This window comes from Anaerovibrio sp. RM50, assembly GCF_000622005.1.
In the GTDB taxonomy this organism is placed as follows: domain Bacteria; phylum Bacillota; class Negativicutes; order Selenomonadales; family Selenomonadaceae; genus Anaerovibrio.
Map to the genome: position 1 here is coordinate 219,090 of NZ_KK211383.1, position 26,443 is coordinate 245,532.

At 38.1% G+C, this 26,443-nt stretch carries 20 protein-coding genes; all 20 read right to left on the reverse strand.

Annotated features, from left to right (window positions below; genetic code table 11):
- Positions 1-5: 5 nt before the first annotated feature.
- The 20 genes from T525_RS0112370 to rfbG all read right to left on the reverse strand — a co-directional run bounded on the left by T525_RS0112370 (position 6) and on the right by rfbG (position 26,424).
- A complete protein-coding gene (locus T525_RS0112370) occupies positions 6-1,136 on the reverse strand; it encodes a 2-aminoethylphosphonate aminotransferase (protein WP_027407436.1) in 1,131 nt (376 codons plus the stop codon).
- Between the two features lie 2 nt (positions 1,137-1,138).
- Positions 1,139-2,713 carry a glycoside hydrolase family 99-like domain-containing protein gene (locus T525_RS0112375; protein ID WP_027407437.1) on the reverse strand — a complete coding sequence of 525 codons (1,575 nt, stop codon included), beginning with the start codon at positions 2,711-2,713 and terminating at the stop codon, positions 1,139-1,141.
- 64 nt (positions 2,714-2,777) lie between these two features.
- Complete coding sequence (locus T525_RS15745) at positions 2,778-3,815, reverse strand: hypothetical protein (protein ID WP_027407438.1); 1,038 nt, start codon at positions 3,813-3,815, stop codon at positions 2,778-2,780.
- Between the two features lie 40 nt (positions 3,816-3,855).
- Positions 3,856-4,827, reverse strand: a complete 972-nt coding sequence (locus tag T525_RS15750) for a glycosyltransferase (protein WP_051533586.1) — start codon at positions 4,825-4,827, stop codon at positions 3,856-3,858.
- Positions 4,828-4,876: 49 nt separating this feature from the next.
- Positions 4,877-6,115, reverse strand: a complete 1,239-nt coding sequence (locus T525_RS15755; protein ID WP_051533587.1) for a glycosyltransferase — start codon at positions 6,113-6,115, stop codon at positions 4,877-4,879.
- 50 nt (positions 6,116-6,165) lie between these two features.
- Positions 6,166-7,170, reverse strand: coding sequence for an FkbM family methyltransferase (locus T525_RS15760; protein ID WP_051533588.1), 1,005 nt, complete (start codon positions 7,168-7,170; stop codon positions 6,166-6,168).
- Between the two features lie 26 nt (positions 7,171-7,196).
- Positions 7,197-8,630, reverse strand: a complete 1,434-nt coding sequence (locus tag T525_RS0112400) for a glycosyltransferase family 9 protein (RefSeq protein WP_027407439.1) — start codon at positions 8,628-8,630, stop codon at positions 7,197-7,199.
- A gap of 34 nt (positions 8,631-8,664) precedes the next feature.
- Positions 8,665-9,681 carry an FkbM family methyltransferase gene (locus T525_RS0112405; protein WP_027407440.1) on the reverse strand — a complete coding sequence of 339 codons (1,017 nt, stop codon included), beginning with the start codon at positions 9,679-9,681 and terminating at the stop codon, positions 8,665-8,667.
- Positions 9,682-9,711: 30 nt separating this feature from the next.
- A complete protein-coding gene (locus tag T525_RS0112410) occupies positions 9,712-10,875 on the reverse strand; it encodes a radical SAM protein (protein ID WP_027407441.1) in 1,164 nt (387 codons plus the stop codon).
- A gap of 63 nt (positions 10,876-10,938) precedes the next feature.
- Positions 10,939-11,988: a YhcG family protein gene (locus T525_RS0112415; protein ID WP_027407442.1), complete on the reverse strand. Its 1,050-nt coding sequence runs from the start codon at positions 11,986-11,988 to the stop codon at positions 10,939-10,941.
- 7 nt (positions 11,989-11,995) lie between these two features.
- A complete protein-coding gene (gene pdxA, locus T525_RS0112420; protein ID WP_084277088.1) occupies positions 11,996-13,471 on the reverse strand; it encodes a 4-hydroxythreonine-4-phosphate dehydrogenase PdxA in 1,476 nt (491 codons plus the stop codon).
- Entirely contained in the window at positions 13,455-14,324 is an 870-nt protein-coding gene (locus T525_RS0112425) for a phosphorylcholine transferase LicD (RefSeq protein WP_051533589.1), read from the reverse strand. The genes pdxA and T525_RS0112425 overlap by 17 nt, the downstream gene beginning before the upstream one ends.
- A 358-nt stretch (positions 14,325-14,682) precedes the next feature.
- Entirely contained in the window at positions 14,683-16,095 is a 1,413-nt protein-coding gene (locus tag T525_RS0112430) for a helix-turn-helix domain-containing protein (RefSeq protein ID WP_027407445.1), read from the reverse strand.
- Positions 16,096-16,357: 262 nt separating this feature from the next.
- Complete coding sequence (locus tag T525_RS0112435) at positions 16,358-17,665, reverse strand: ATP-binding protein (RefSeq protein WP_037325658.1); 1,308 nt, start codon at positions 17,663-17,665, stop codon at positions 16,358-16,360.
- A 222-nt stretch (positions 17,666-17,887) separates the two neighbouring features.
- Complete coding sequence (locus tag T525_RS0112440) at positions 17,888-18,742, reverse strand: alpha-1,2-fucosyltransferase (protein ID WP_156945801.1); 855 nt, start codon at positions 18,740-18,742, stop codon at positions 17,888-17,890.
- Positions 18,743-18,822: 80 nt separating this feature from the next.
- Positions 18,823-20,049, reverse strand: coding sequence for a glycosyltransferase family 8 protein (locus T525_RS0112445; protein ID WP_027407448.1), 1,227 nt, complete (start codon positions 20,047-20,049; stop codon positions 18,823-18,825).
- 20 nt (positions 20,050-20,069) lie between these two features.
- Positions 20,070-20,813 (reverse strand): glycerophosphodiester phosphodiesterase, encoded by a 744-nt coding sequence (locus T525_RS0112450; protein WP_027407449.1) that lies wholly within the window; start codon positions 20,811-20,813, stop codon positions 20,070-20,072.
- A complete protein-coding gene (locus T525_RS0112455) occupies positions 20,806-22,176 on the reverse strand; it encodes a Gfo/Idh/MocA family oxidoreductase (protein ID WP_027407450.1) in 1,371 nt (456 codons plus the stop codon). Before T525_RS0112455 ends, T525_RS0112450 begins: the two co-directional genes overlap by 8 nt.
- A gap of 17 nt (positions 22,177-22,193) precedes the next feature.
- Positions 22,194-24,725 (reverse strand): hypothetical protein, encoded by a 2,532-nt coding sequence (locus T525_RS15765; protein WP_051533590.1) that lies wholly within the window; start codon positions 24,723-24,725, stop codon positions 22,194-22,196.
- Positions 24,726-24,741: 16 nt separating this feature from the next.
- Positions 24,742-26,424, reverse strand: coding sequence for a CDP-glucose 4,6-dehydratase (rfbG, locus tag T525_RS16815; RefSeq protein WP_072031660.1), 1,683 nt, complete (start codon positions 26,422-26,424; stop codon positions 24,742-24,744).
- Positions 26,425-26,443 lie beyond the last annotated feature (19 nt).

The window sequence follows — 26,443 nt, forward strand, 5'->3', positions numbered from 1 at the left end:
ACTCCTCATTTATATTTCACTGGGACTGCGACATCACATTTTTCCAATGCTTCCTTAAACACCACAAAGAAATCCTTTACATCCTTCTCATCTATAGCTCCCAATGCACACAATCGGAAAGTGTTTGTAGTGGAAATTTTGCCAGGATAAATAGTAAATCCACGCTCATAGCAATAATCATGAACCCTTTCAAAACTCCAATTTTCATCATCTGGGTAAATTGCCGAAGCCACCAGCCCAGCCCGCCATTCCGGCTTAATAACCTGCTTGAATCCTAGCTCATTCAAGCCATCATTTATAGCGTTATAAACTCTGGTATGCCTTGCCCATTTAGCATCTTCGCCTTCGGCCCAATATTCCTTCAACGCCTGCAGTGTGGCATAAATAGTCTGTACAGGTGGAGTAAAGTGCATCTCGCCTGTCCGCTCAAAGAAGTCATACTGCATGTATAGATTACAGTAATAACTTCTCTTAGGATATTTTTTACTATCCTCTATAATTGAGCGTTTTCCAACCACATAAGACAGCCCAGTAAACGCCTGTAAGCCTTTTTGAGCAGATGCCATACAAAAATCAATATTATCATCGTAAACATTAATAGGACGCATTGCGTAGGTTGAAGTAGTATCAACTACGAAAACAGCCCCATACTTATGTGCCAATGCACCTATCTCCCGAATAGGATTCAAAATACCAGTACCGGTCTCATTGTGGGTAGTATAAACAAGTGCAATATCTGAATTTTCTTTTAATGTTCCTTCCACAACTTTTAAATCCGGTAATTGATCAACGGGGAAATTAAGATTAATATGGGGCAAACCGTAATACTCACAGATTTTCACACCTCGAGAGCTATAGGCCCCATTATTAATTATCAATATTTTTTTGTCCGCTGGTAACAAGGAGTTAATGCATACATCCATGTTGATTGTTCCCGATCCGCAAAAAAGTACCGCTGTATACTCCTGTAAATCTCCATGAACCACCTTAACTAAATCTTCTCTCAGGCCTTTCATAAGTCCGCCAAATTCTTTTTCCCGTGGACAAATATCCGGTACCACCTGGGAATATTTAACTGTATCTGTTGTAGTTGATGGCCCTGGATTTAGAAGAATATTTCTTTTTGTTACGACCATTTTTATAAACGCTCCTTCACTTTTTCAAGGGCACTGCGTACAGCATTTAACCATGCATAACCATACCTCATATCTGGTTCAAGATGTGAACCTTCAGCCCATTCATTCCAAGAACTAATAAAAACGAAATCATCCTCAACATCGTGAATTGTTTTACTTTCAGTTATCAAATCAACAAGCCAATCTCTGAGTTTCTCTGGTGTTATTCCCCAAATAATCCTTGCACCAATTTTACCCTTTCGTGCAGTATTATCCCAGTTAGTACATGCACAACGATAATACTTCTTTGAAATATGCTTAGAAAAATACTTTTTTTCTTCAAAATAATCTCGTGTATCACGTATTGTCCCCTTAAAATGGGGATTAATATAGCCTTTGGGATATAAACTTTTTAATAAATTTGACTGGCACATATAGTTCGGTTGATATTCAACTAATGCATCTCCTCCCCAATCATGTACATCATCATCAAAATCGTTTGAACCTGTTGTAATAATGATATATATCCCTTGCACTCCTTTGACTAAAGCTTTTTTCCTCAACTTGTCGGTAAAGTCTCTAAACTCTGTTTTTTTAAATACATTACAATTATAAACAGATAATACAGGCATACCATTAACCTTAATATATCTCTCATCTTGAAAATATGGGATTAGTTCATCAAGAAATGCATCAATATCTTGGGGCAATTCTTGTTTAATAAATGAGTCCGAATAATTCTTACCACTGAAACCGTCATCCCATGTCATCCCCCAATCTTCAGTTGCCCAATTAATAAAATAATTAATATCAATATCTTTGTTTTCGCGAAGTAATTTTATGGGAGTATCTAACATTTTTGTACGTTCATTAAACCAATAATAATGTATAGCAAAGCCATAAATGCCATAGAATCTTGCAAGCTCTGCTTGTCTTTTTATTGTCCTGTAATTTGATAAATCATAATACCCCATATGAGATGGAATGTGGGGTTGATAGTGACCACAAAACTGCGGCATCGTTTTGGATGAATTGGTCCATTCTGTAAAACCCACACCATGAAAGCGGTTATTGTATTCTGTTACATGATACTGCGGTAAATACCATGCTATAACCTTGGTATCTTCATGCATCCTTTGATAGCCTACATCAGCAATCTCAACATATTCTTTTTTTTCACTATATTGTAATTCATCAATATATGAAATATACTCCTCCAAATCCTTCTTATCAAAAACTTTTTCATACATATCAATAATCAAAATGTCGGTACTCAGCATTATATTATTCAGCCTATTAACAATTGCTTTGTGATTCCATTTAGCTGCAACCAATATTACATTTATAATGTCTTTATAATCTTCCAATATTCCAACACGTTGACTACAAAATTCCAGCCCAATCATCGGACTACTATCTTGATCCAAGAATATTACAACATTATCTGATACCCCTTTTTTTACTAAATAATTATATACGCTTTTTGCACCATTACCAGTACCATATATCGCTATCTTTTTAGCAGCAAGCGCAAACTCGTTCCCAAGCCTACTAAATATTGCATCAAAGTGTTCTTCCTCATCATGTAAATATTCCATTTTTAGCCCCAATCAAACCCCAAATATTACTAATAAACATCACTGAATATTATTCACAGTAACGTTACTTTTTTATCAAAATACAACTTTCTCGAATAAAAGATATCATATCAATATCATTACTAATTTTGTATATGTATTTCTCTAAACACCCAATGGGGTACAACTCACGAGAAATATCTAATACCTCACCACTAACAACTACTTTTTGAATAGCTAACAAAAAATCATAAGTACTTACTGAAGCATCTCCGTATCCCCAATCCTTTATTGCTCGGAAAGAAGTATGTATATCCTCTATAATATATATACCACCATTATTAAGAGTTTCCCACAAAACCAGCAACGCTTTCAATTGGTGGCTCCAAAAATGGGATGCATCATCGATTATTATTTGAGGTTTAAGTCCACATAATTTAGCAAGTTCTTTCTCATCTCCAACATTTAAAATCTTAATTTTTATTCTTTCGGTCTCATTCTTTTTGCATTCTTTGTTAATATCCACACCAGTAACATTAGCATTAACAAAGTATTCTTCCAGCATTTTTACGCTACCACCTAAGTCAACACCTAGCTCTAAAACATTAATATACTCGTACCTATACTTGTCAAAAAAGAATTCATACTTTGCCAACATATCATCAGGTTTACGCGCCAGCTTTTTTCCGCCTATTGTTTTTAGACTTGCCATGTTGGAAAAAAAAGTACTTTTCATACTTCTGGGAACGTAAACAGATTCATCAATGAACCGATGGCTACATCTCCTTGCTAATTTGTAAAATATTCTGCCTTTAAATCCATTCGATCTCAAACAATCCGTAATATCATTCCAATACATTTCCATCGAAGACATGATAATTCCATCACTAGCAGATAAAAAGACTTCATCGGGAAATTCATATACTTTAATACCTTGTATGTACTCGCTAGATTTGTATCCCTTACTGCAAAGCACCCCCTTGACATCATATCCCAGTTCTTCCATGATTCTAGCTACATTATCAAAGCCATTTCCATTTCCCCAAATAAAAACAGCATCACACGCTTCTACAAATGAATCGAGTTCATTTTTATTACTTATTAACACATCGTATTTCCCCACCAACTTAATCCTCCTCGCTACCAACAAGCTAGTATTTTTCTTAATTATTCCCTAATTTGAAATCATGAGTAAAGATATCCATTCTGGTCAGCACCCTATCAGACAAGATTTTTGTAAGTGCAAATCTCAATTCATCCAAATAATCTATTTCCATTCTGCGAGCCTGTGCCATAATCTGTTGAAAGGCTAAATACAAACCTTTTAGCTCGTCTAGTGTATAATGATCTCTTCGTATCTCAGTAACTATATTACATATAGCACAAAGACTATTCTCATCAAGCTCAAAACCACTATCTTTTAATGATCTCCGTTGAAATTCAGCATATCGTCTCGCTCTTTTATCTCCATTTATTCTTCTCTGGACCTGAGTTACTTGTTCTTTATAAATTCTCTTTTTTATAAGGATTTCATCTATGCCCTTTATGGTTCCTATTTTAGAGGCATCCATGTAGAACTTCATATCATGAATACCATAGCAATTTTCGAGATATTGTATCTTATTTTTTAAGACAAACTCTCGTCTATACATAACCGTACAGTTTGTGAAACATTTTTTAAAAAATAGCTGGTATGCTTTAATTAATTTGGGATTTCTAATTGGTGGGCCACTGCACTTTAAATAACCGCCGTTTTCATCAATTTCAATATCTGCCCCACCTAAAACATCTATTTCCGGGTGATTTTCCAGATAATTAACCTGAATTTTAAACCTATCCTTTAATGCAACATCATCATCATCCAAGAGAGCAATATATTTACCACTGCTTTTTTCGATTCCTAAATTTGTGTTATATGCAATTCCCATATTTTTAGAATTTTGAATAAAATGGATTCTTTCATCATTAAATGTTTTAATAATCTCAACCGTTCTGTCCGTAGAACAATCGTCTATTACAAACAGTTCCCAGCAAGTATGTGTTTGGTCAATTATTGATTGTATAGCTTCTCCTATGAATTTCTCTCCATTATATGCTGGCATAATAACACTGACTTTTATTTCATCATAACACATTAAAAATATGACACCTCCCGTCCCCCAAAACTACTCATCAATATGAGGATTATTCCCGTATGCATATAAAACCAGTGTATCCAAGGTTACTAAGTTTTTCTTGTATTCCGCCACCAAACCTCTTTGACACAGCAATAACAACGGGTAAATCTCCTATATACCCCATTTCCTGTAATGTATTAACTTTAATCCCTCCAAAAAATTCTGGATTTCCCTCACGGGATTCCACCAATATATTACTTGGGCTTAGATGATATTTATTCAGACACTGCATAACTTCACTGGCTACTTTTCCGCACCCATATATCATAAATCTCTTTTGCTTTATTAAATATTCAATATCTTTCTTCTCTAATATTTCTTTCCCAGCATCATTGATATTATTAACAAGCGTATACATATAATCTACTGATGGAGTACTTTTTATATTATTGCCACTTACCTCTCCTGTGTATATAGCGCGTATATAGTGGAACCACAAAGTTTTTAGGTAGTTGCCAATAGCCTTATTTAACGCTTCGTCAGAATCATTATTAATCCAATAAGCATAAATTATAGATATAATAATAAACAAAGATTTAGCTCGTTCTTCCCTGAAAGATGTTGTTATCGTGTTATCACGCTTCCTATAAAAGTAAAGTTTTTCATTATACACTACAACACGCTTTGAGCACATACATCTTTTAAAATAAAAAAGCATGTCCTCATGTAATATTCCCTCATAAAACCTTAAGTTATTTTCATTTAGATAAACGCTTCTGTAAAGACAAGACCACGCAGTTGTACCTCTGCCAACAACAGACTGTGCTTTCTCGCGCTCAATAAAAACATCTTTTCCAGTTTTAATATCACTTTCCAGGACTTCACTTGTAAGAGCATTTTGTGGCTGCCAACCTGGATTATTACTAGCTGAAACCCATTCGCAATTAAAAAAGACCTCGTCTGCTTGTTGTTTTTCTGCACATTTCAAAGTTTTTTCTATTAGATTTTTTTCAATATAATCATCACTATCCACAAATAAAATATACTTCCCAGCAGCTACTTCAAGTCCCCTATTTCGCGCAGCAGAAGGTCCCATATTGTGAGGCTGATTTAATATAATCAATCTTTTATCCTTTTCTGCATATTCTTGAAGTATTTTTAACGAATTATCTGTAGATGAATCATTTATGCATATTATTTCCATGTTGTTATGTGATTGAGCAATAATGCTGTCCAAACATTCATGTAGATATGTCTCAACATTATATACCGGTACAATAACACTTACCTTTATCTCAGCACACATCTAATATATCTCCCATAATACTACTCCAAAGAAAGACTAACCAAACAAAATCAATACATCAACAGTTCAGCATGAAAAACACGGTATTTAGCAAGCAATTCTTCCCTATTTAAAAATCGTTTTGTTAACTCCCTGTGTTCACTTGAAACATAATAACGATTTACTCCAAGCTGAGTCACGAAAATATAATTATAGCCAAAGATAATATTCTCCCATTTCTCATGGCAAGGGGTATCGGTCCCTGGATAGGTGGACTCTATGCAAATTATCCAAGGTCTAAACATTGAAAAATCCGAACCCAGCAATACGTCTTTTTCAAAACCCTCCACATCTATTTTCAGGAAGTGGATTTCTTGACCATGCTTTATATATTTCCTACAAATCTCCTTCAATGTCAAAATATCTATCTCTACCCCAGTTGAAGAATCTGAACGATTCTCTGCTACTACAGTGCTAAGCCCTCCTCCCAAAGCACCTTGATAATAGAGACACTTTCTACCATTCTCTGCACCGACACCTGCACATATATTTATATCTCTTGGTCTTTCTCGATTTGAAAGGACTATAAGTTCTTCTATTGGGTCTATGTTTATCCCATGTCCCCCCCTGTCATACAAAAGCTTCGTAACCGAGTACATCCATGGATCATTACTACCAACATCTATGTAAAAAATCTCCTTTATATCATGAAGCACATTATAGATGACAATATCTTCCATATCGTTCTCTTGGCTGTAAGAAACAAGTGATTCTCTATCCGCTCCTGACCAAAGCTTGTGTGTATCAAAAACAGTAACGTTCTTAATCCCCATATCATGTAACTGTTTTGTTATGGCACCATGATACTTGCTTGAGCAAGTTAATAACACATGGTAACTCTTTCCCAACTTACAAAACGCATCCAGCCCCATCACAGGCACTCCCATGACGCTGCTCCCCCATTTACTAGATTCATTGTCCAAAAAACAAAATACATTCTTCCCCTCTTTTCTAAAAAAACTAAGCGCTGCCTTGCCTATTTTTCCTGCACCAAATAATGCTATTTCTCCGCCCATTTTAAACATATCCTCCGATTAATAATTTATCCCTTGTCACCAATTTTATATAATGATTTCATGTATTGTTCTATCCGCTCCATAACAATATTGGGCGTTATAGATCTCATACATTCAGGTTCCTTCATATCCTTAGCACATAAAAATGCATTATCATATAGTCCATAACAACCGCTACAAGACGAAGATACTATGTTAATGTTTTCAGGATAAGCATATATATATTCTTGTGTAGGACCAAACAAAACAACACACTTTGTCCCCAGATTGGTTGCCAAATGAACCAATCCGCCCTCTATATCAATATGAAGCATTGCCCCTTTTAAAATAAACTTTAATTCTTCAATATCCGCTCCAAAAATATATCTATCTGCACCTGCGATTTTTTCTGTTGAATTATCCCCTACTTGTACCACCATACTGCTATTATAAGTATTCTTAAAGAGTGCTATAAACTCACTAAAATATTTTAATGGCCATTGTTTATTTGAGCTTTCCTTATATCCCTTACCCACAGCCCCATTTCCATAGTTTATTGTTATATAATTATCCAAGCTGTATTTTCTTAATATATCCTTTTTTGAATCATCAAGTGGAATTTCAACTTTGCCTTGTTCAACATTAAATACTCCAGTATATTTGTATAAAGAATAACAGCTCCACCCCATAAATCTGGCACGCCCATAGTGTATCCAATTCTGTGTCGATGGAAAATTACTCAACTTATATTTATTATGATTATTAATATGCTTCCTCATTAACTCCGCAAATTGATGATTGAATTTTTCTAAAACAGTAAAATCTATATAGTCTACCTCAATTAACCTAAATACTGATAAAGCAAGCGTATATTTCGTCTTATTCTCAAAATATAATCCACCACCATCATCTACGACACAATTAAGACTATGTTGATCACTGTATAAAGATGGTATAAATTTTAATCCACCTGGAGCATATATATCCACTAATACATCTGGCAACAAGCGTACCAGTTCAATATAAAACGCTTTTTTAATAATAGAATCTCCTAAACCTGGTCCATATTTTAATGCCACTGAAACAGAAGATTTTTTATAAGCATATTCTGCAGTATCTAAATTCCTTTCAGAAATGGTAAGATCAAGATTTACATTTCTAATTCCTTGATAAATAATTTTCTCTTTTTTTATACCTTTTTTTACCAATCTATCAGTTAATTCATTTATATAATCTCCTCTTTTGAAGGCCAATATTACATAATCAAATTGTAATTCTTTAATATTTTCCGGAGAATAAACAGGCACAATAAATCTATCATATTTTTTATGGTTTTTATCAATAAAACCAACAACCATGGCATATTTTGTTATTATCATCTGCTTCAAATATTCCTGTCCTAAATCCCCAGCACCATATATGACAATCCTAGACTTATGTGGTACTTGTTCATACGGAAATAGATATTTGTATTCTGACAAATCATCATCCCCTCTGTAGCTACTAATCATTCACCTATATTGCATATAAAACAGTTTCCTCTGCATACGGCGAATAATGTCTTATATAAAACTTATAATCCGGATAATATGACAGTATCAATGCCGGAATATCAAATATATCACTTGGCAAATGATATACAGAAATAGCAAGTTTAGGATGCAACTCCGAAATAATTTTTTTAGCACCCTTTAACGCCTGATATTCGCCGCCCTCTATATCCATTTTTACAAACGTGGGGTTCTTATCAAATAATACCGAGTCTAATGATACTGTCTCTACCTCCATATCTCCTTCCCCAAGCTTTGAAGTACCATTCTGACATGTAACAAAAGATGCTATGCCATTCTTCTCTGAAACTGCTTTTGTTATCAAGGTCAGCTTTCCATCCTCAAATAAATCCGTCATTTTCTTCTTACATTTTTCAGTATTATGTGGGTCAGCTTCAAAGCAATATATATGCTTATAATTTCCTTTTGACCACTTTATAAAATTTCTAGATGATTCGCCGTTTAGACACCCAACATCAACAAAAATCTCATCATCCACATGTGGCAAAAAAGGCCCATCAAAATACTGTTGGTTACTTAACGTAATCAGTAATTCACCAACATTAACAATACGTTCTTCACTTATACCAAGAGAAACAAGCTGCTGCTTTATCTCCTCTTGGTACCATTTCACCGCTAAATAAACTGTAGCATCTTTTGGTAACTCTTTAGGTGGAATAATTTTTAATCCACCTATATTCCCACCCCACAGACTTTTCTTATTGTCTACAAAACCACACCATTCTTTATCGATTGTTTCAAATAACCTCTTGCCATGAATGCCGCATCCAAAAATATATGCATTTTTTTTGCTACTTTTTTCTATGTATTGGCGCGCAGGATTTCTTCTAACATACTCGTTGAAAAAACCTACTTCGCCTGTCATAGAATATAAACTACGAAGCCTAAATATTTCCCTTGACTCGTCATCTTGCAAGTGACTATAAATATCAGCAATTGTTTTATAAAGTCCTAAAGACATTCCTCTTTCCTCCTGAAACACCACGCTATATCACTTTTCCCGTTTCATTTGTACTCCAGCAACCACTTCATAATGGTTATCTGTGCCTAGACCGTAGCAAACATTACACATACTAATATATTGATTATCTATATCTCCAAGACAATAGCGCATAATTCTCAACTTATCTCTTTCTAAACTGCCCTCCGACTTTGAAAGATCAATATAATCACCTTCACTAAAATTCCACAATTTACCTCTGGCCGCACCAAGAAGAGCACCACAATAATATAACCTTCCATCCCCAACAATATGGCACCCTATCGAACAAGTTAACATATGTCTCCTAGCATCTTCAGGATTTTTAGCAATAGGCTTTATTGCCGCTGGAAACACCAATGAACGCCATGTATCATGTATCCCCATTGACCAATCCACGCCTGATTTCTCCAATGTTTCTTTCACTTCTGCAAGTTTTTGATGATAAGGTACCTGCTTTGTATAATCACTTACACGTATTTTTGTATTGCTTTTTTTGCACGCATCAAGTAATTTCTTTGATGGCACCAATGTACCATTTGTTATAATCTGTATGCAGCCTATGCGATCATGAAATTCATTATAAACATTCATAATCATTTCAGGAAGGCTCTTGTTTAGTAATGGTTCTCCACCAAATATGAAATAACTTGCTAAATAGTCAACGCGCTGAAAAAGCAATTTCAGGTCCCGCATTAACTCATTCGTTGTAGTTTCATAATGTTCTTTATAATATGGCATAAAAACGTTACAATGCTCACAGTTAAGTGTACACTTAGAAGTTATAGCAGATGACATATCGGACAAAACGACTTCACCACGATATTTCCAATACCATTCCGTCATGAAATTCTCCAAGCGGCAATAATCTTCATACTCTTTGAGCCCTAAAGATTGCAAATCTTTTTTTATACTTGCATAAGCCAAAGAACTTGTGCAGATAATGACTTTATATAATTTTATCTCTTTACTTGCCTGCTGCAGATTATGAATGCCAATTCCCTGATATTCCCCACCTGCTGCATACCTCGGATCATTATCCACTATACACTTTACAGAAAAATCTTTTATTAACTTGTCAATATTTCTCTGAGCTACCTTACCGAAACCATATACCACTATTTCCCGCAAATCTAGCCAAGAATCAGATAATCTATTCAAAACTTCATTACTCATGCAAACTACTTCCCCCTTAAACTCACCACAATAAGTTTTGTTACTATGCAACAAAAAAATCATCTATGCATCCATAAATTCCGACTCTATTTCTTCAATAGTAGGCATACTTCCCTTGAACTCCTCCGGAATAAGTTTTGATAGTTCATAACTTGATACTCCCAGAGGTTGACTGCTGGATTCCAAAGCATACTGAGCTTCTACCTTGTCCAAGTCCTTGCATATTAGAAGTCCTATAGTAGGATTATCCTCTTCAGTTTTAAGCTGATGGTTCACAGCCACCACATATGTTCCTAACTGCCCTGCATAAGAAGAGTCGAATTTCCCCGTCTTTACTTCCAGTACGACGTAACAATGCCTTTTTGTATTATAGAACAACATATCTATAAACTTTTCCGTCTCGCCTACTTCGATTCGTACTTCCCGTCCCATATATGCAAAGCCTGTACCCAGTTCTATCAGGAATTTACCAACCTTATCTATCAATGCATCTTTAAGCTCTTTTTCATTATATCTTTCCTGCAATGTCAAAAAATCGAAATTATAAGGATCTTTTGTTATCTCCTGTGCCAAGTCACTTTGCTCTGCTGGTAATGTTAATGAAAAATTTGACATTGCCTTTCCTTGGCGTTCATAAAAATCTGTACTCAAAAAATTTAGTAAAACTGATCTTGACCAATTGTTCTCTATCGTCTTACGAACATAAAACAGTGCCTTATCTGTGTCCCCTTTGCACTTTCCCAAGATTTGTACATGATGTCCCCATGGAATACGGAAAATTATTTCCATCTCAAAATCGTCAACAAGTTGTTGACGATTTAACGCAGTTGGATAAAGCTCATAAAAATATCGCATATACTTAAGATTCGTAGGAGAAAATGACTTCACATCAGGAAATAAATTCTTTAAATCTCCACTTACAGTATTGTAAAAGTCACTACCATACCCATTCTTCTGGCTTAACTGAACAATATCTCTTCCTACTGACCAATAAAATTGCAACATTTCACTATTGACTTTTACCGCAGCCCTAATTTGACTTGCTTTAAACAGCTTTGAAACATCTGTAATCCAATTCTTATATTCATTATCTATTTTCAATAAATTACTCATTGCAAAATTATACTTCCCCATATTTCTGCCAATTATTGGCAATAGTCACCGCAGCATATATAGCATCCAGCATACTCTCTTCATTGGCCCGCCCCTCGCCGGCCTTGCCATAGGCAGTGCCATGGTCAACGGATGTACGGATAACTGGCAAACCTATAGTGCAGTTAATACCACTCATGGAGGTGTACTGCTTGGTAACTGGGTTCATGGCAAATCCGCATAGTTTAAGAGGAATATGGCCCTGATCGTGGTACATTACGACCACCACATCCGACTCGCCGCCCATGCTTTTTACAAATACTGTATCCGGCGGAACTGGTCCAGTTACGTCATAGCCTTGCTCTCTGGCTTCATTAATAGCCGGGATTATTTCGTCAGCCTCTTCATGTCCAAATAATCCATCCTCGGAACAATGAGGATTCAGCCCAGCCACGGCAATGCGGGGATTTTCAAAGCCCAACAGCTTCATTCCCTTATCAGCTAGCTTAATTACCTCTACCACCCGGTCTTTCTTTACCCGTTCACATGCTTCCTTCAATGAAACATGAGTAGATACATGAATGACACAAAGCTTTCGGTCACTACGAATGCCGCTGGCCAAAAGCATAGCATATTTGGGAGTATTGGTGTACTCGGCAAAAATTTCTGTATGGCCACTGTATTTGTGTCCCCCCATGTGGAGAGATTCCTTATTTATAGGAGCCGTAGCTACAGCATCCACCTGTCTTGCCTTCGCCAGTTCAATTCCTTTGATAATGTACTGGAAAGAGGCATCCCCACAAAGAGCAGAGTTTTTCTTGTATTCCCAGCCATTTGGTTCCAGAAGGCCCAAATTTATAAAGTCAATTGTCCCAAGTAAGCCTTTAGCTTCCTTGGGTTCTTTTATTTCATTTAGTTCCAAATTCAAATTGCAAAAATCCAAGGCATCTTCAAGAGCAGCTCTGTCACCAATGACTATAGGGATACATTGACGATACACTTCTTCCCGCGTCAGTGACTTAACTATGACTTCTGCACCTATTCCGGCTGGATCACCCATGGTAATAGCTACTTTTTTACGGTCACCAAGCATGATACGCTCTCTAATTTCCGTGGTAGAAATACCCTTGGTATATGGAACATAAACTACATCCACGCCAACCTGGGCCAGTTCCTTTTCAAATTTATTCCAACGCTCAGTTCCCTTCCAGTCATCACCAATGAAAATAACATCAAAGTGATACTTTTCCCACAGCTTCATCTTATCCCGAAAACGGGTTATTATGGCTTCATCCACATCAGCAACTGCTTCGAGAATACGACGGCGACCATCCTCATTTATAATTGGTCGGCGATGCTTATAGCTCTCCACCACATCATCACCATGTACGCCAACAATTAGGTGCTCACATTGACTTTTGGCAGTCTCTATCATATTCAAGTGGCCTGTGTGAAAAAGGTCATAAACGCCATCGGTGTAACCTACTTTATATTTCTTTGCCATTTTCTGCCATTCCCTCCTGCTCTGACAATAATGTCAATTTGGAAATAGGATGAATTTTACGTTTATTTTCCGGCGGCAACTCCATGTAGTTGCCATACTTTACTGTCAAATAACCGTCATAGTCTGCCGCCCCAGGTAATTTCAATTTATCAAATTCATATTCAGCCAAATCATCATACCAGCGACGCTCATAGCCGAAGAAGCCTTCCCCCTTCGGAGTAGGGAATGTAAGTATCCGAACCAGTTCAGTTTGGCCATATTGACGACATTGATCAATAAAACTACTAAAGCTGGCTACCAAGTACTCCATGGGAACTAAATCCATCAAGCGAAAGCAGAGCCGTTGCCACCAGTGCTTGGCGGTGTCCTTGCCAATTCTGGACCAAAAAAACTTTCTGTAAATATAGCACCGCAAAAAGTGCCATTGTCTGGCGAAAGCACCATCAGGCACATTGTCAAATGGCATCAGATCAATGGATATTCCCATACCGTAGGGCATCTTTTCCTGATTAAGGCGAATGAACTCTGTGCCACACCGCCGCAGCTTACCATATCCCCAGCGATAGCCATTTGTATCCCGTAAATCCTGTATATAATACTTTTCAGGATCAAGTTCTGTTCTACATGCTTCCCGAAACTTCTCGTATTCTTCCCTCAAAAATCCAATATCCGCATCGTCATCCCAAGGAATATAGCCTTTATGCCGAATAGCTCCCAGCATTGTACCGCCAACCATGTTGTATCGAATATTGCATTTTTTACATATTCTATCTACTTCAGCAATCAATTCCATCTGTGTTTCCTGCAATCTTTTCAGTTCTGCCGGCGACATATGGTATGCCTGCTGTTCCATCACGATAAACCCTCACAATCACCAAATAATAAACTATTCCCCATAATATCTATCGAAAGGCTCCGCCTTAATATAAAGCTATAAATGCCTTGCCTTATACAATTCTATCATTCCCCAGCGTAATCCTGCAAAAACAAGATATTTCTTTCCAGCTGCGCCAAATTTTGGGCAAAAGAAAACTGCTGCACGCCTCTCGTGCAGCAGTATCACCACTCAATATAACCAAGTTCCCTCTACTTTCTGTATTTAACCGCCATGTTACTCGTCATTTCACTGACGCTAAAACACCAAACCGTCGCTGTTATACATAGTATAACAGCGACGGTGCAACATGAAAAGCATTTTCTTTTAATTTAGACTATTCCTTTATCTCCCAATAACCGCCACGAGCAGCACCATGCCTTATGAGGATACCTTGCTCACGTAAAACTTTTATATTCTTTTCAACCGCTCTTGATGTAATATTAAGCTTTTTAGCTATAGATATTGCTGAATTAGTTCCATCTACTTTTATTAGTGTAAGTATCTCTTTTTGAGTATCATTTAATGATTTTTCTCCGAACTTCTCCGAACTTCTCCGAACTTTATCCGAATTTTCTACAACATTATTACCTTCATAGTAGTTCAAATTATATAACGTAAGCAAGAAATCCTTATTATCCGCCACAAATTTCGGCATCAAATCTTCCCGTGAATTTTCCTGAAAATCATAGTCTTCAAGAATTTTCTTAAATCCACTGCCGCGGCGTTCCATAAGCTTTAGTCTACTAAATATATCCGCAAGAACCGGGTTACGTCTTTTTGAAGATATGTTTCTTAAATCTTTCCCTTCTAACGATGATCCGTCCACCATCCCACCAGGGGAATAAATCTCCAACCTGTCATCAAACATGTCAATATGGACTTCACTGCCAATTATCAAATAATCCCTATGGATAAGCGCATTAACAATTCCCTCTGTAATGGCACGTTCAGGATAATCAGGATATTCAATTCTTCTTGTAGCGGCTTTTCTCCATGCTTTCCTATTATTACGCATAATAAACTTAAGGCCATCCTGAAACAACGAAACAAGACCTCCTGAATATTCTTCATCATCCAAAGCATCCATGAGGCCAGATGCTTTTGTAAGTCCATTCCATCTTGTACAAAATACCCTGGAATGTCTAATCGGCGACTCATCTGCAAGCAGTGCTCCTGCGTTAGTAAGTTTCCCATTGCCATCAATAATTCCAAAGGACTCATAATCCGTGTTCTCAAAAGATTTGCCAGTTCTCTGCTTATATACAGAACGAAGCTTGGTAAAAGCCATATCTTCAAACTTATATTGTGACGGAAGGCTATCGTAACTCTGACCACTACCTCGTATCACTAATTCGCGTAGCTGCATTGGATTTGCTGGAACACTTTCATTGCCAATCCTCACAAAAGCTATTAACTGTCCTTCACCCGAATAATAATATGGAGTTTCATCACCAATCATTACTTCTACTACAAGAATTTCTTTCTCATCTATTACCTGAAATTCCAGCTTTATTTTGGGAATAGGATTCATGCGAGTTTTGATTATCTCACTAATAATCTCAGCATCTTTTCTGGCATCTTCCAAGCCTACTATTTCTTCATCATCCGCAATGCCAAATATGAGCTTCCCGCCGAAAGAATTAGCAAAAGCACTGACGCTCTTCAACCAACTTTTGGGCTTCTTAACTTCAAGTATCTGCTTTTTATCATATTCACTTGTCTCGCCGATCACTTCTCTTAATTGCATGATAACTACTTACCTCTCAGATTCAATAATATGTAATATTGTTACTGTCATACTACTGTACATGTTATTTTTCTCTATATGCTTGTTTGACTGCGTATTCGCTTGTCCGCTCGTTACCATAAATACAATTCTATCATCCTCCAGCGTAATCCTGCAAAAACATGATATTTCTTTTGGGCTGCGCCAAATTTGGGCAAAAGAAAACTGCTGCACATTTGTACAGCAGTTCTATAGCAATTCTTTTGTTTAACCATAAAAGATATCATTTTATAAATCTCAGTAAAAAATCTGCAATACCTATTATAGTAAATCCATTTTCATCGTATGTCTCGCTAATCGGCTTATTTATAACCAAGACCTTCTTAATCTGATCATTCAATTTTAAATATGGCCTTATTTCCCGGTCTCTGGTATCCGCATTAGAAATATCCGCAGTAACTTGAATGTAATATGCCCTGCGCCCCTTGGTGGCATAGAAGTCCACTTCATTGTTCTTCCTTATTGATTTATGATTTGCATCTTTTTCTACGGTATCAAACGCCCCTACATTTACAGAATAACCATGGTAACATAGTTCATTGTAAACAATGTTCTCAAGCATCTGTCCTTCATCTGGAAATGCAAAGTTTAATCTGGCATTACGCAGGCCAGTGTCACAAAAATAATACTTTCTTAAGGCTCCGATCTCTTTTCTTCCCTTCAAATCATATCTTTTTGCTTCTCTTATCAAAAATGCATCTTTGAAATAGCCTATATATTTTTCTACTGTAGCCTTATCTATTTTTTCATGCCTAACACTGGCAAATGTATTGGCAATTTTTTCAGCATTTAACAACGAACCTGTGGATGAACTTATAATATTGCACAATTCATCCAAGGCCTCTCCCTTATTCAGCTGGTTTCTCTCAACAATATCGCTGAAATATGTTGTAAAAAACAAGTTCTTTAAGTATTCTTTTCGTTCGTCTTCTATCTTCAATACAGCCAACGGCATACCGCCAAACTGCATGTAAGCATATATTGAATCTGTTGGCGAACCTCCTATGTAGCCATGATATTCCTCAAAAGATAAAGGGGACAAGTTTATATTAGTGGCCTTATCTCTAAACTCGGTGACAATATCAGAGGACAACATCTTTGAATTAGAACCTGTCACATAAAGGTCGATATTCTTTTCCCGTGAAAGTCCTAATACCACATCTACAAATGAAATAGTTTCCGAATCCTTAGCACCAGCAAGAACATGCACGCCACCAGTAAGATTAGGATTAACAATTGAGTAAACTTTCTGTATTTCATCAATAAAAACATAATAAGTATCTCTATCGGCACACTTTGCCCTAATATACGTTCCTAATTCCAAGGGATCACGATATCTGGCATTTTGGTCGTCATCAAGTTCTAATATAATTATTCTATTTTCAGGCACATTTTTAGATAGAAGATATTCCCTGAATATTTCTTTTAAAAGAAATGATTTTCCGCAACGCCTTATACCAGTTATTACCTTTGGGAAGCCGTTATTTTGTGAATTAATTAGTTGATTTAGATATTTGTCTCTCTTTATCATACAATCTCCTAAAATGTAGAATTCTACAGTTTTGCTGATTATATTTTATCATTATATCCTACATTAATTCAATAAAAATGTAGAAATCTACAGTTTTTGTGGTTTTCATGAAAAATTCTATCACCCTCCAGCGTAATCCTGCAAAAACAAGATATTTCTTTTGGGCTGCGCCAAATTTTGGGCAAAAATAAAACTGCCGCACATCGTGCAGCAGCTATCAGATTACCAATTATTAATATCCAGTTTTTCTGGGTAACTGCACAAAAAGCCTGCCAATAAACTGAAAGAACTTCTGTCAGATATCCTGTTTTTGCATAAAGACATCAGCTGCAAGTCCCGCCAATAATCCTCCCCCTGATTATTATCAACCACCAACAGCCTGTCCGAAATGTTTAGCAAACCCAATTCTTCCGCATGTTTCTCACACCAGGGAATATCATCTGAAAAAAGCAGGTACAAGGAAACTTCATGTGCCCGATCAAAAACACCTATCGTTTGCTTATAATACTCAGGTGCAACTGCCCAGCCCAAAGTAGCCATATCACCACGGCGAATATGAATTGCAGTTGGCTCACTGGCCATATTTATTCGTTCCTGCACCTGGCTATTACATATATCATCAAGAGGCGGGAACACTAAATCATTCTTTATGTCCTTTGTAATTTGATTATAAAAGCTATCCGTAAGCCAATACCCATGCCAATAGATATTTTCATTTATACCAACCTCCAGATTATCTCCCGTGGCAAAATCTTTTATGTCTCCACTAAAATTAATATTTGTAATCCCCTTTTCCCTTATCGCTCTCAAGGGAAGTCCATTCATTCTGAGCTGTTCAGGAATATCTAGGCCCTGCTGCCGCATATTAACCATATGCTCCCAAACATCAGGTGTGAACAATCGGCTTAAAAAGGGCAGATCCAAACCAAAAATACGCTCTAACTCGTAGCCATGATGCGGCACATCATTCCCCCAAAATTTGCCATCATCTATAACAATATTTACCTGAGGCAATAATTTACTATACCACCGATAAAAAATATACTGAAACAGTTGATTTCCCAATCCACCGTTCATGTAGATTATATGCACCAATAATCATTCCTCTCACATCCCAAAATACACAGGGCACGTGTCACCTAATTAATTCCGACCTATCAATACCTTCCTATTATTTTCGAATCACTAAAATCAGCAGCTTTCTTTTCCGGCAAAGTCAACAAATAGCCATCCACAAAGTCACTACCTTCCTTTAGCCCAATACCCTCAAACATTTTTTTCAAAACATTGAAGTGTTTACTAATCACTATAAGAATTCTCTTATCGGCCGGCAAAGAGAAAAAGACGTCAAAAATATTACCGCACTGTAAGTTAGTGGTCTCATCTTCACCGCTATCATAAAAGGTGCCAGATAGAAATGTTTCCACTTTGGAAGCCAACGTAGGGCTTCCAAATATTAATCTTTCAGGCTTTCTTAGCAACAACTTTAACAAATCAGCTCCATCAGCTAACTCCCGACAATTTTGGGCCAATTCAGACAAACTCCGCATTGAAGCAAATTCATTTTGCCAAGGAGTCTTGCATAAATAATGCCAAAAAAGGGTATCAAAGGTATCCTTGGTATCAAGTCTTAGTGCCCCTCCTGCATAATGAATAATAGCCTCACCGTTATACATATTCTGCAAACGGGCAAGATTTACCAATAAATTATACTCTATCGGCAAAAATAGGCATGATTTAGCACAAATACAGTTCAGAAAATCCTGATCAGGATATTCCAGATAAGCTTCATCCTGCAATAAAAAAGCAATCACATCGTCAGTTATATGTTGATGCTCCCTTAAAAATTTCATATCCATCAACATTACGCCGGAATTGAAGTATTTATCCTGCTGAACAAGCCCATTTTTAACCACTGGAGGTGCCAAATCTTGCGGCATCATGGCCATAACGCTATCAGGAACCGCAGCAACGATTGCATTCTCCATGTCCACATTCCACAACTTGGCAATATCCATGTGAACAATGGTATCCGCATCAAGATAAATAACCCGCTCTACATCAGAAGGCAAAAGTGCCCCCATTGCAAAACGGTAAAGCATTCCCTGGCCCCCTGGGGAATATATTTGCTCTAGTGGGGCTATAAAATCCCTAATTGATGGATTTAATAATATATTGTAAAAACGAATCTCCTGACCATAATGCTCTGTCAAAGCTATGAGCTTGCTTTTATTATCTTCAGTTAATGTATCATCATGTAAAATGTGTGCAACAATATGAGACTTGGTATTTTCATATAAAGAACATAGGGAAGTTCCAGCAAACTTGGTATAGTTTCCACTTATATCATTCAATGCGTAACACACATGAATTTCATTATTCATAATATCCTCTAAAAAAACTATTACAATACGCCATCAGCAATTTTTCTGCCATTATCAGGGCAATCAGTGATAATTATATCCACACCATATTCACAAAAACGCTTCATCTCTACCCGTGGATCAACAGTCCAAGTATTTACCTTTATGCCATGGGCGTGACATTTATCAATATATTCCTTGTCTATATGCTGGTAGTTCGGGTGAACCGCCTCTGCCTTCATCATTGTAGTATATCCAGGAACATCCACAAAATTCTGTCCCATCAAAAGGCCAATACGCGCCTCATGCACAGTCTCCTTCAACAGCTTAAGGCTATAATGATTAAATGAAGAATAAATAACCCTATCCTCCATTCCAAACTCCCTTACCAATGCTGCAGTCTTTTCCTCCAGCCCATCATAAAAGATAGCAGATGTCTTTAATTCTATGTTTAGCTCTTTACCCGTTGGAGCAAAAAACTCCAAGAACTCCCTTAAAGTAGGAATTTTCACATCACCATATTCCGGATGAGTCTTGGAAAAGGAAAACTCCCACAGTTCTTTTAGTGTAAAATCCTTCAGCCAACCAACGCCATCGCTGGTACGGTCAATTTTTTCATCATGGCAGATAACAATCTCCCCATCCCTTGTGAGCTGAACATCCAGTTCAACACCATCCGCCCCCATTGCAACGGCCTTTTCAAAGGCTGGCATAGTATTTTCAGGTGCATATTGCTTATCCCAGCCGGAAGCGCCCCTATGGGCATATATTTTTGTTTTACTCAATTACCTTGCCCTCCTCAATAGGTGTGGAAGAACGCCAGGCCAGGAATTTTTCCATAACCTCGGCGATAGCGATGGATTCAGCTCTTGTAAGCTTAAAGCCCCCCTTGGGATGGCCATTGATTGTGGAAACAAAATCACTAAGCTCATAGCGCAGCCCATCACCCAAATACTTGGTAAAGAACTTCTCATTTTGGTTAAAGTCCTCATAGCAAATTTCAAACTCCGTTGTCTTCCACCAAGGAGCCGGAACGAATATATAACCTCTGGTGCCGGAAATCAGCAAATGACCATCTGACTTTACCTTAATACCAGTCTTGGCTGTGGCCATACTGCTGCCATAATTAAAATATGCCTTGGCATAAAGGTCGATTCCATTTTCCGCCTTAAAACACTCAAAACGAACAGATTTGTAGTCCTTACCCAACAGCTTTATAATCGGCAGCAAAGTATAACTGCCAAATTCCGTAAAGCTGCCGCCATTTATGGGGTCAGTAAGCTCACGGGTATTCTTTTCCGTCATTATTCTGGTAAAGGCAGATTCCACATCACGAATTTCACCTATAACACCGCTCTGTATCATGGAAAGCAACCGAATAAACCCTGGGGTATAGGCAGTCTTTAAGGCTTCCATCAGAATAAGTCCCTTTTCTTCAGCTATTTTAAACAGTTCCTCCGCTTCAGCCTTATTTAAAGTTATAGGTTTTTCACATAAAACATGTTTGCCGTGAACCAGGGCATTCTTCGTATACTGATAATGAAATTGATGGGGCACACAGACATCCACCGCATCCACATGCTCATAGAATTCTTCCTCACTATCCGTGTAAAATTCACAATCCATTTCCTCAGCAAATTTTCTGGCACTTTCAATATGAGGATTGAATACTCCGGCAAACTCCATGCCACTTACATACTTGGCTTCCGGAATAAACCGCCGGGCAATACGGCCACTTCCAATGAGCCCCATACGAATAATTTTATTGTCGCTGAAACGCTTCATGGTACTGGAAACCCCCTTGGTCCGCTCCAGATACCGCACTTCGCAAAAATCCTTAAGATAATCAAATTTTCCGGTCCAATCTGAACCAAGGACAAAAATATCTACACCATACTTTTGTATATCCTCAACCTTTTGTCCCACATGGTCTTCCACTATCACTTCATCAGCAAAGCCTGTCTTCTTCACATTTTCAATACGGGTCATAAGGGAATCCACCACATTTAGCTTTCCTCTGGCCTCATCAAAGCTTTCGGTGGTAACCCCCACAATCAGATAATCCCCCAAGGCCTTTGCCCGTTGCAACAAACGATAGTGCCCCTCATGAAATAAATCATAAGTACCATATGTAATTACCTTAACCATAGCATCAACTCATTTCTCTACTTTGCCCTTATCTGTTCCATTACAAACTTGTATATCTTTTCTCCGGCTGTTCCATCAATATTTGCCGCAATGCTGGAATAGGCTGCCAGCTGCTGCTCTCTGTCAAACGGCTTACCATGTATTGTATCATTAAGTAAATCCTGCAAGGAATTAAAGGCATTCTCCATACAACCATACAAAAACCAGGCCGACATACGGTCATAGCCAATTTCCATCTGGAATTTACTTTCATCGTCAAAGGAAATCGATTCTTCCTCCCAAATATCATCATCCAAATTTACATGATACATCTTACGGGTAGGCCAATAAACAAACTTCAAATCCTTGCTGTTACATTCAAGACTTTCCCAAATAAAGCTGCCAATTCCCCACGTGTAAAGATAACCATTTGCCGCCTCAGTACTTGCCTCAAACGGCACATCCCACTTGGTTATTTCGCCAGTGGCCTTATTTAATTTCAAAAACTGATTGCCCCAATTCGGGACTATATATAGATAATCCTTGTTATAGGCCGGGGAACCAAGTGGCTGTATATCACATTCATAATGCAATCCCGGATGATAACAGGTAAATCCCTCAGGAAAATCGCAATATTTTTGTATGTTATTATTATTCGGGTCCCATTTCCAGATTTCCTGCCCCTGGGCAGCAAAGAGCCAAATATGCTCTCCATCAGGGAATAACACATTAAAACCACCCTGAGAACGCTTTGGCTCAAGCTCACGTACTTCAACAGAAAGAGTCTTGGGATCTATAATAAGTATTTTGGCACTGGTTATGGCCGAAATATACAACTTATCCTTGAAAACATAGGAACCGCCCGCCAGCCAAACATCGTTAAACTGCACGCTGGTTGTGCCCTTCAACCCCTCTATATATGAAACAGTATCATTATTGGTATCCAGACATACAAGGTCAGGATAACGCAACGGGAGCAAAAAAATCTTATCTCCCACCATACGTGAACCAGCAAACAGGCCCCCCTGATTTTCTTCTTCCCTCAATGGAATAGTTTTAATAATTTTGTGGTCCTGTATAACCAAGATATTCTGTATGCTTGAAGGGCACACATATACCTTATCATCCTTAACCCAAACTGTACTGTAATAACCACCATCCTGATCATCATGGAGACGGCAATATAATTCGTAGTTATAATCATGATTTGGTGAGTGAAGCAGGCAGTTGTTCCAGGTTATAATCCAATCCCCTATATAATGGGCAAATCCATTAACAGCCTTCCCCCGCCAATCCTCAGATCCCGGGAGCTCGTGTATCTGATTATCCAATGCAAAAATAGGCTTTCCCGCTACCCCAAACAGCGAAGTCACACTTGTACCAATATCGCCAATATACACGTCAGACCAGGCAATGGCCGTTTCAATAAGCGGTGTATCATCATAGATGCCAATATCGCGGCTAATAAAAAAGTTCAACAATTTCTCATATTCCGGAACTGCTGGCTGACGTATGGACTTTATAGTGGAGAAAAGCAAAGGATGGGGACGCCACAACAGGCAGGCATCTTTACGCTTAGCAAACATGTTAAATACATAGGCCATTTTTTGTAAAAAGGCCCCAGTATCTGCCATCAGTCCTCCCAAACTAGTATTGAAAAAATAAACCTTCTTCCCCCGCATCTTCTCCACCCACTCCTGAGGCGGTGCCGGTGGATTCTGACAATAATTAATCACTTTATCAAACTTAGGAGAGCCCAAAGGATAAATCTTGTGACGAATAGATTCGTCAAAAAAACCTATCAGGCGCTCCGCCTGAACAAAAATAGCCTCCACATTCTCATAGGCAGGAAGCATGGCCTGACTCTCGGCCATACCACCAGTGGTACTGTAATATGGAATATAATACAAATGCTTTGTGGCGTGTTTCAATTCCCGGGAACAATAATTACTGTCTATGGCCGCAACAAAATTGGCATCATCATATGGATTATGAATAAAAATTGCATCTGGCTGAAGCTCTTTAAGCCTCTCCAATGTATACTCATGCCAATCGAGAACCGGAACATAATCAGGGAACAAATCTGCTTCACAATGCTTTTCCCCAATCTCGCCATCAGAATTACGCTCATAATAAGGAATAGGCAACACATAGGCATTACAATTTTCTTTGTCTTCCACAGCTGCCTGCCACACGCTTTCCAAACTATCCCACATAGCTGCTTTGTATGGCAAGAAAAAGATTTCTTTTTTAATATGGACCTCATCCCGAAGATATTGCTGTACGCATTCTACTATCTCCTGACAAAGGCCCCGGCACTGGCCCAAATCATCAGAATCAAGCTGCTGCCAGTCAGTTTCCTCTATTATCTGCCCCAAGGAGCCAACCATATCATGGTACTGTTCATAACGTACAGCAGGCAGATCTTTCTCGCATTTGTCGTCAACACTCTGCAAAATATCCAGCACCATCTGGCGTTGTTCCCTATTTTGCCAGTCTATCTGCTGAAAAATCTGCAGCAAAGATGCAAGAAGCTCTATTAGTTCCTTTTGTACAGCCCGATCCATCATATACAACACGCCCTATCTAAGCTCTTAGCCGCTTTAATAACTCATCAGCCATATATTTCATTGCTTCATCATTTGGGTGCAGAGCCACACCGGCATGATTAACAATATATGGTTTACCGTCATCCCCATAGACAGTTGCCCCCATCCCCACACGATACTCGTTTCCTTGTATGGACTTAAGGGAAATATATTCAGCGGATACTAATGGGCATATTTTTTCCTTTATTTCGTCCAACAAATCATTTTTCCAAATATTTCCATAAACAAAAATACGTTTATCAGGGGAGGAGTTTTCACGGATGTAGCTCATCAATTCATAGAAATCATCGACCATCGCCTTCATATCCGTCAGTTCATTTGTATTTTCCCCCAGCTGGACAATTATAAATTCATACTTGCTAAAATCATATTTATCCAATAATTGCAAAGTTTCCTGACGGTCGTAGGATTGAATTTCCCAGATGGAAAACTGTGCTATTTCTGGCTCTATAGGAGTATCACCTCTAAAACCTTTTGCTATAAGATGCGCATAATCATTCTCTTTTCTTGAAGCGCCCATCCCCCATTCGCCATGCCAATAACTGCATTTTCCATGATAAGCTATTGAATTGCCAATAACCAAAAATTTTCTTGCTGCTTTTCCCGAAGTCAGCCCCCAAAAGTCGTTTATTTGCTGCTCCATCAGAAGATTAATATCATTCTTTTGCTGCCAGCATTTTGCCCATTCCACAGTCTTGGCGATAGCCTCGTCAATGTGCCACTTTGGCTGCCAATTTAATGCTGTCTTAAACTTCGAACAGTCCAGCTTCAGGAAATTCGCCTCATGGGGCCCTTCCACATGCACATCCTCCCAGGATGCTCCCTTGCCCCATTTTCTGCAAAACAGCGAAACAAGTGCGCCTGTGTTAACACAGTCACACTCATCAGGTCCCACATTATATGAATCCGCCAACTCCATGTTATCATATTGCATTTTAGCCAGAAGCAGGTATGCATATAAAGGCTCCAGCACATGCTGGTACGGTCTGGTGGAAAAAGAATTTCTCACCGAGATAGTTTCATCATTGTACATAGCCCGTACACAATCAGGAATAATGCGGTTTATCGAAAAATCACCGCCTCCAATAACATTGCCTGCCCGGGCAGTGGATATGGCTATTGCACGATTAGCAAAGAAGCTCTTTTTGTAGCTGGAGGTTACCAATTCAGAGCAGCTCTTGCTGTTGGAATAGGGGTCAAATCCGTTAAGGGGCTCATCCTCGCGATAGCCCCATGCCCATTCTTTATTCTCATAAACCTTGTCCGTGGTAATATTAACCACAGAACGCACACTTTCTGTCTGGCGAATACATTCCATCAGATTAACAGTGCCCATAACATTGGTGCTGTAGGTACCCACCGGGTCCTTATAGCTTAGAGTTACAATAGGCTGAGCCGCCAAATGAAATACAATCTCTGGCTGAAAATCCTGAAAGACCTTATGCAAGGTTTCCAAATCCCGCACATCGCCAACAACTGTCTTCACACGACCGCCAAAGTCCAGACTATCAAATACTCTTTTGCCTTCTTCTGTGGGAAAATCAATAGAATACCCCAGCACATCAGCCTCCAGCATTGAAAGAATTTTGCAGAGCCACATTCCCTTAAAACCAGTATGACCAGTTATTAATACCTTTTTATTTTTATAGAAATTATCCACTACGACACGACCTCCCATG

What these genes read in the sequence shown, in the direction of transcription:
- T525_RS0112370 (WP_027407436.1), bottom strand. Translation starts at nt 1,136, where the DNA reads ATGGTCGTAACAAAAAGAAATATTCTTCTAAATCCAGGGCCATCAACT.
- T525_RS0112375 (WP_027407437.1), bottom strand. Translation starts at nt 2,713, where the DNA reads ATGGAATATTTACATGATGAGGAAGAACACTTTGATGCAATATTTAGT.
- T525_RS15750 (WP_051533586.1), bottom strand. Translation starts at nt 4,827, where the DNA reads ATGTGTTATGATGAAATAAAAGTCAGTGTTATTATGCCAGCATATAAT.
- T525_RS15755 (WP_051533587.1), bottom strand. Translation starts at nt 6,115, where the DNA reads ATGTGTGCTGAGATAAAGGTAAGTGTTATTGTACCGGTATATAATGTT.
- T525_RS15760 (WP_051533588.1), bottom strand. Translation starts at nt 7,170, where the DNA reads ATGGGCGGAGAAATAGCATTATTTGGTGCAGGAAAAATAGGCAAGGCA.
- T525_RS0112405 (WP_027407440.1), bottom strand. Translation starts at nt 9,681, where the DNA reads ATGTCTTTAGGACTTTATAAAACAATTGCTGATATTTATAGTCACTTG.
- T525_RS0112410 (WP_027407441.1), bottom strand. Translation starts at nt 10,875, where the DNA reads ATGAGTAATGAAGTTTTGAATAGATTATCTGATTCTTGGCTAGATTTG.
- T525_RS0112415 (WP_027407442.1), bottom strand. Translation starts at nt 11,988, where the DNA reads ATGAGTAATTTATTGAAAATAGATAATGAATATAAGAATTGGATTACA.
- pdxA (WP_084277088.1), bottom strand. Translation starts at nt 13,471, where the DNA reads ATGGCAAAGAAATATAAAGTAGGTTACACCGATGGCGTTTATGACCTT.
- T525_RS0112425 (WP_051533589.1), bottom strand. Translation starts at nt 14,324, where the DNA reads ATGGAACAGCAGGCATACCATATGTCGCCGGCAGAACTGAAAAGATTG.
- T525_RS0112430 (WP_027407445.1), bottom strand. Translation starts at nt 16,095, where the DNA reads ATGCAATTAAGAGAAGTGATCGGCGAGACAAGTGAATATGATAAAAAG.
- T525_RS0112435 (WP_037325658.1), bottom strand. Translation starts at nt 17,665, where the DNA reads ATGATAAAGAGAGACAAATATCTAAATCAACTAATTAATTCACAAAAT.
- T525_RS0112440 (WP_156945801.1), bottom strand. Translation starts at nt 18,742, where the DNA reads ATGAACGGTGGATTGGGAAATCAACTGTTTCAGTATATTTTTTATCGG.
- T525_RS0112445 (WP_027407448.1), bottom strand. Translation starts at nt 20,049, where the DNA reads ATGAATAATGAAATTCATGTGTGTTACGCATTGAATGATATAAGTGGA.
- T525_RS0112455 (WP_027407450.1), bottom strand. Translation starts at nt 22,176, where the DNA reads ATGGTTAAGGTAATTACATATGGTACTTATGATTTATTTCATGAGGGG.
- T525_RS15765 (WP_051533590.1), bottom strand. Translation starts at nt 24,725, where the DNA reads ATGATGGATCGGGCTGTACAAAAGGAACTAATAGAGCTTCTTGCATCT.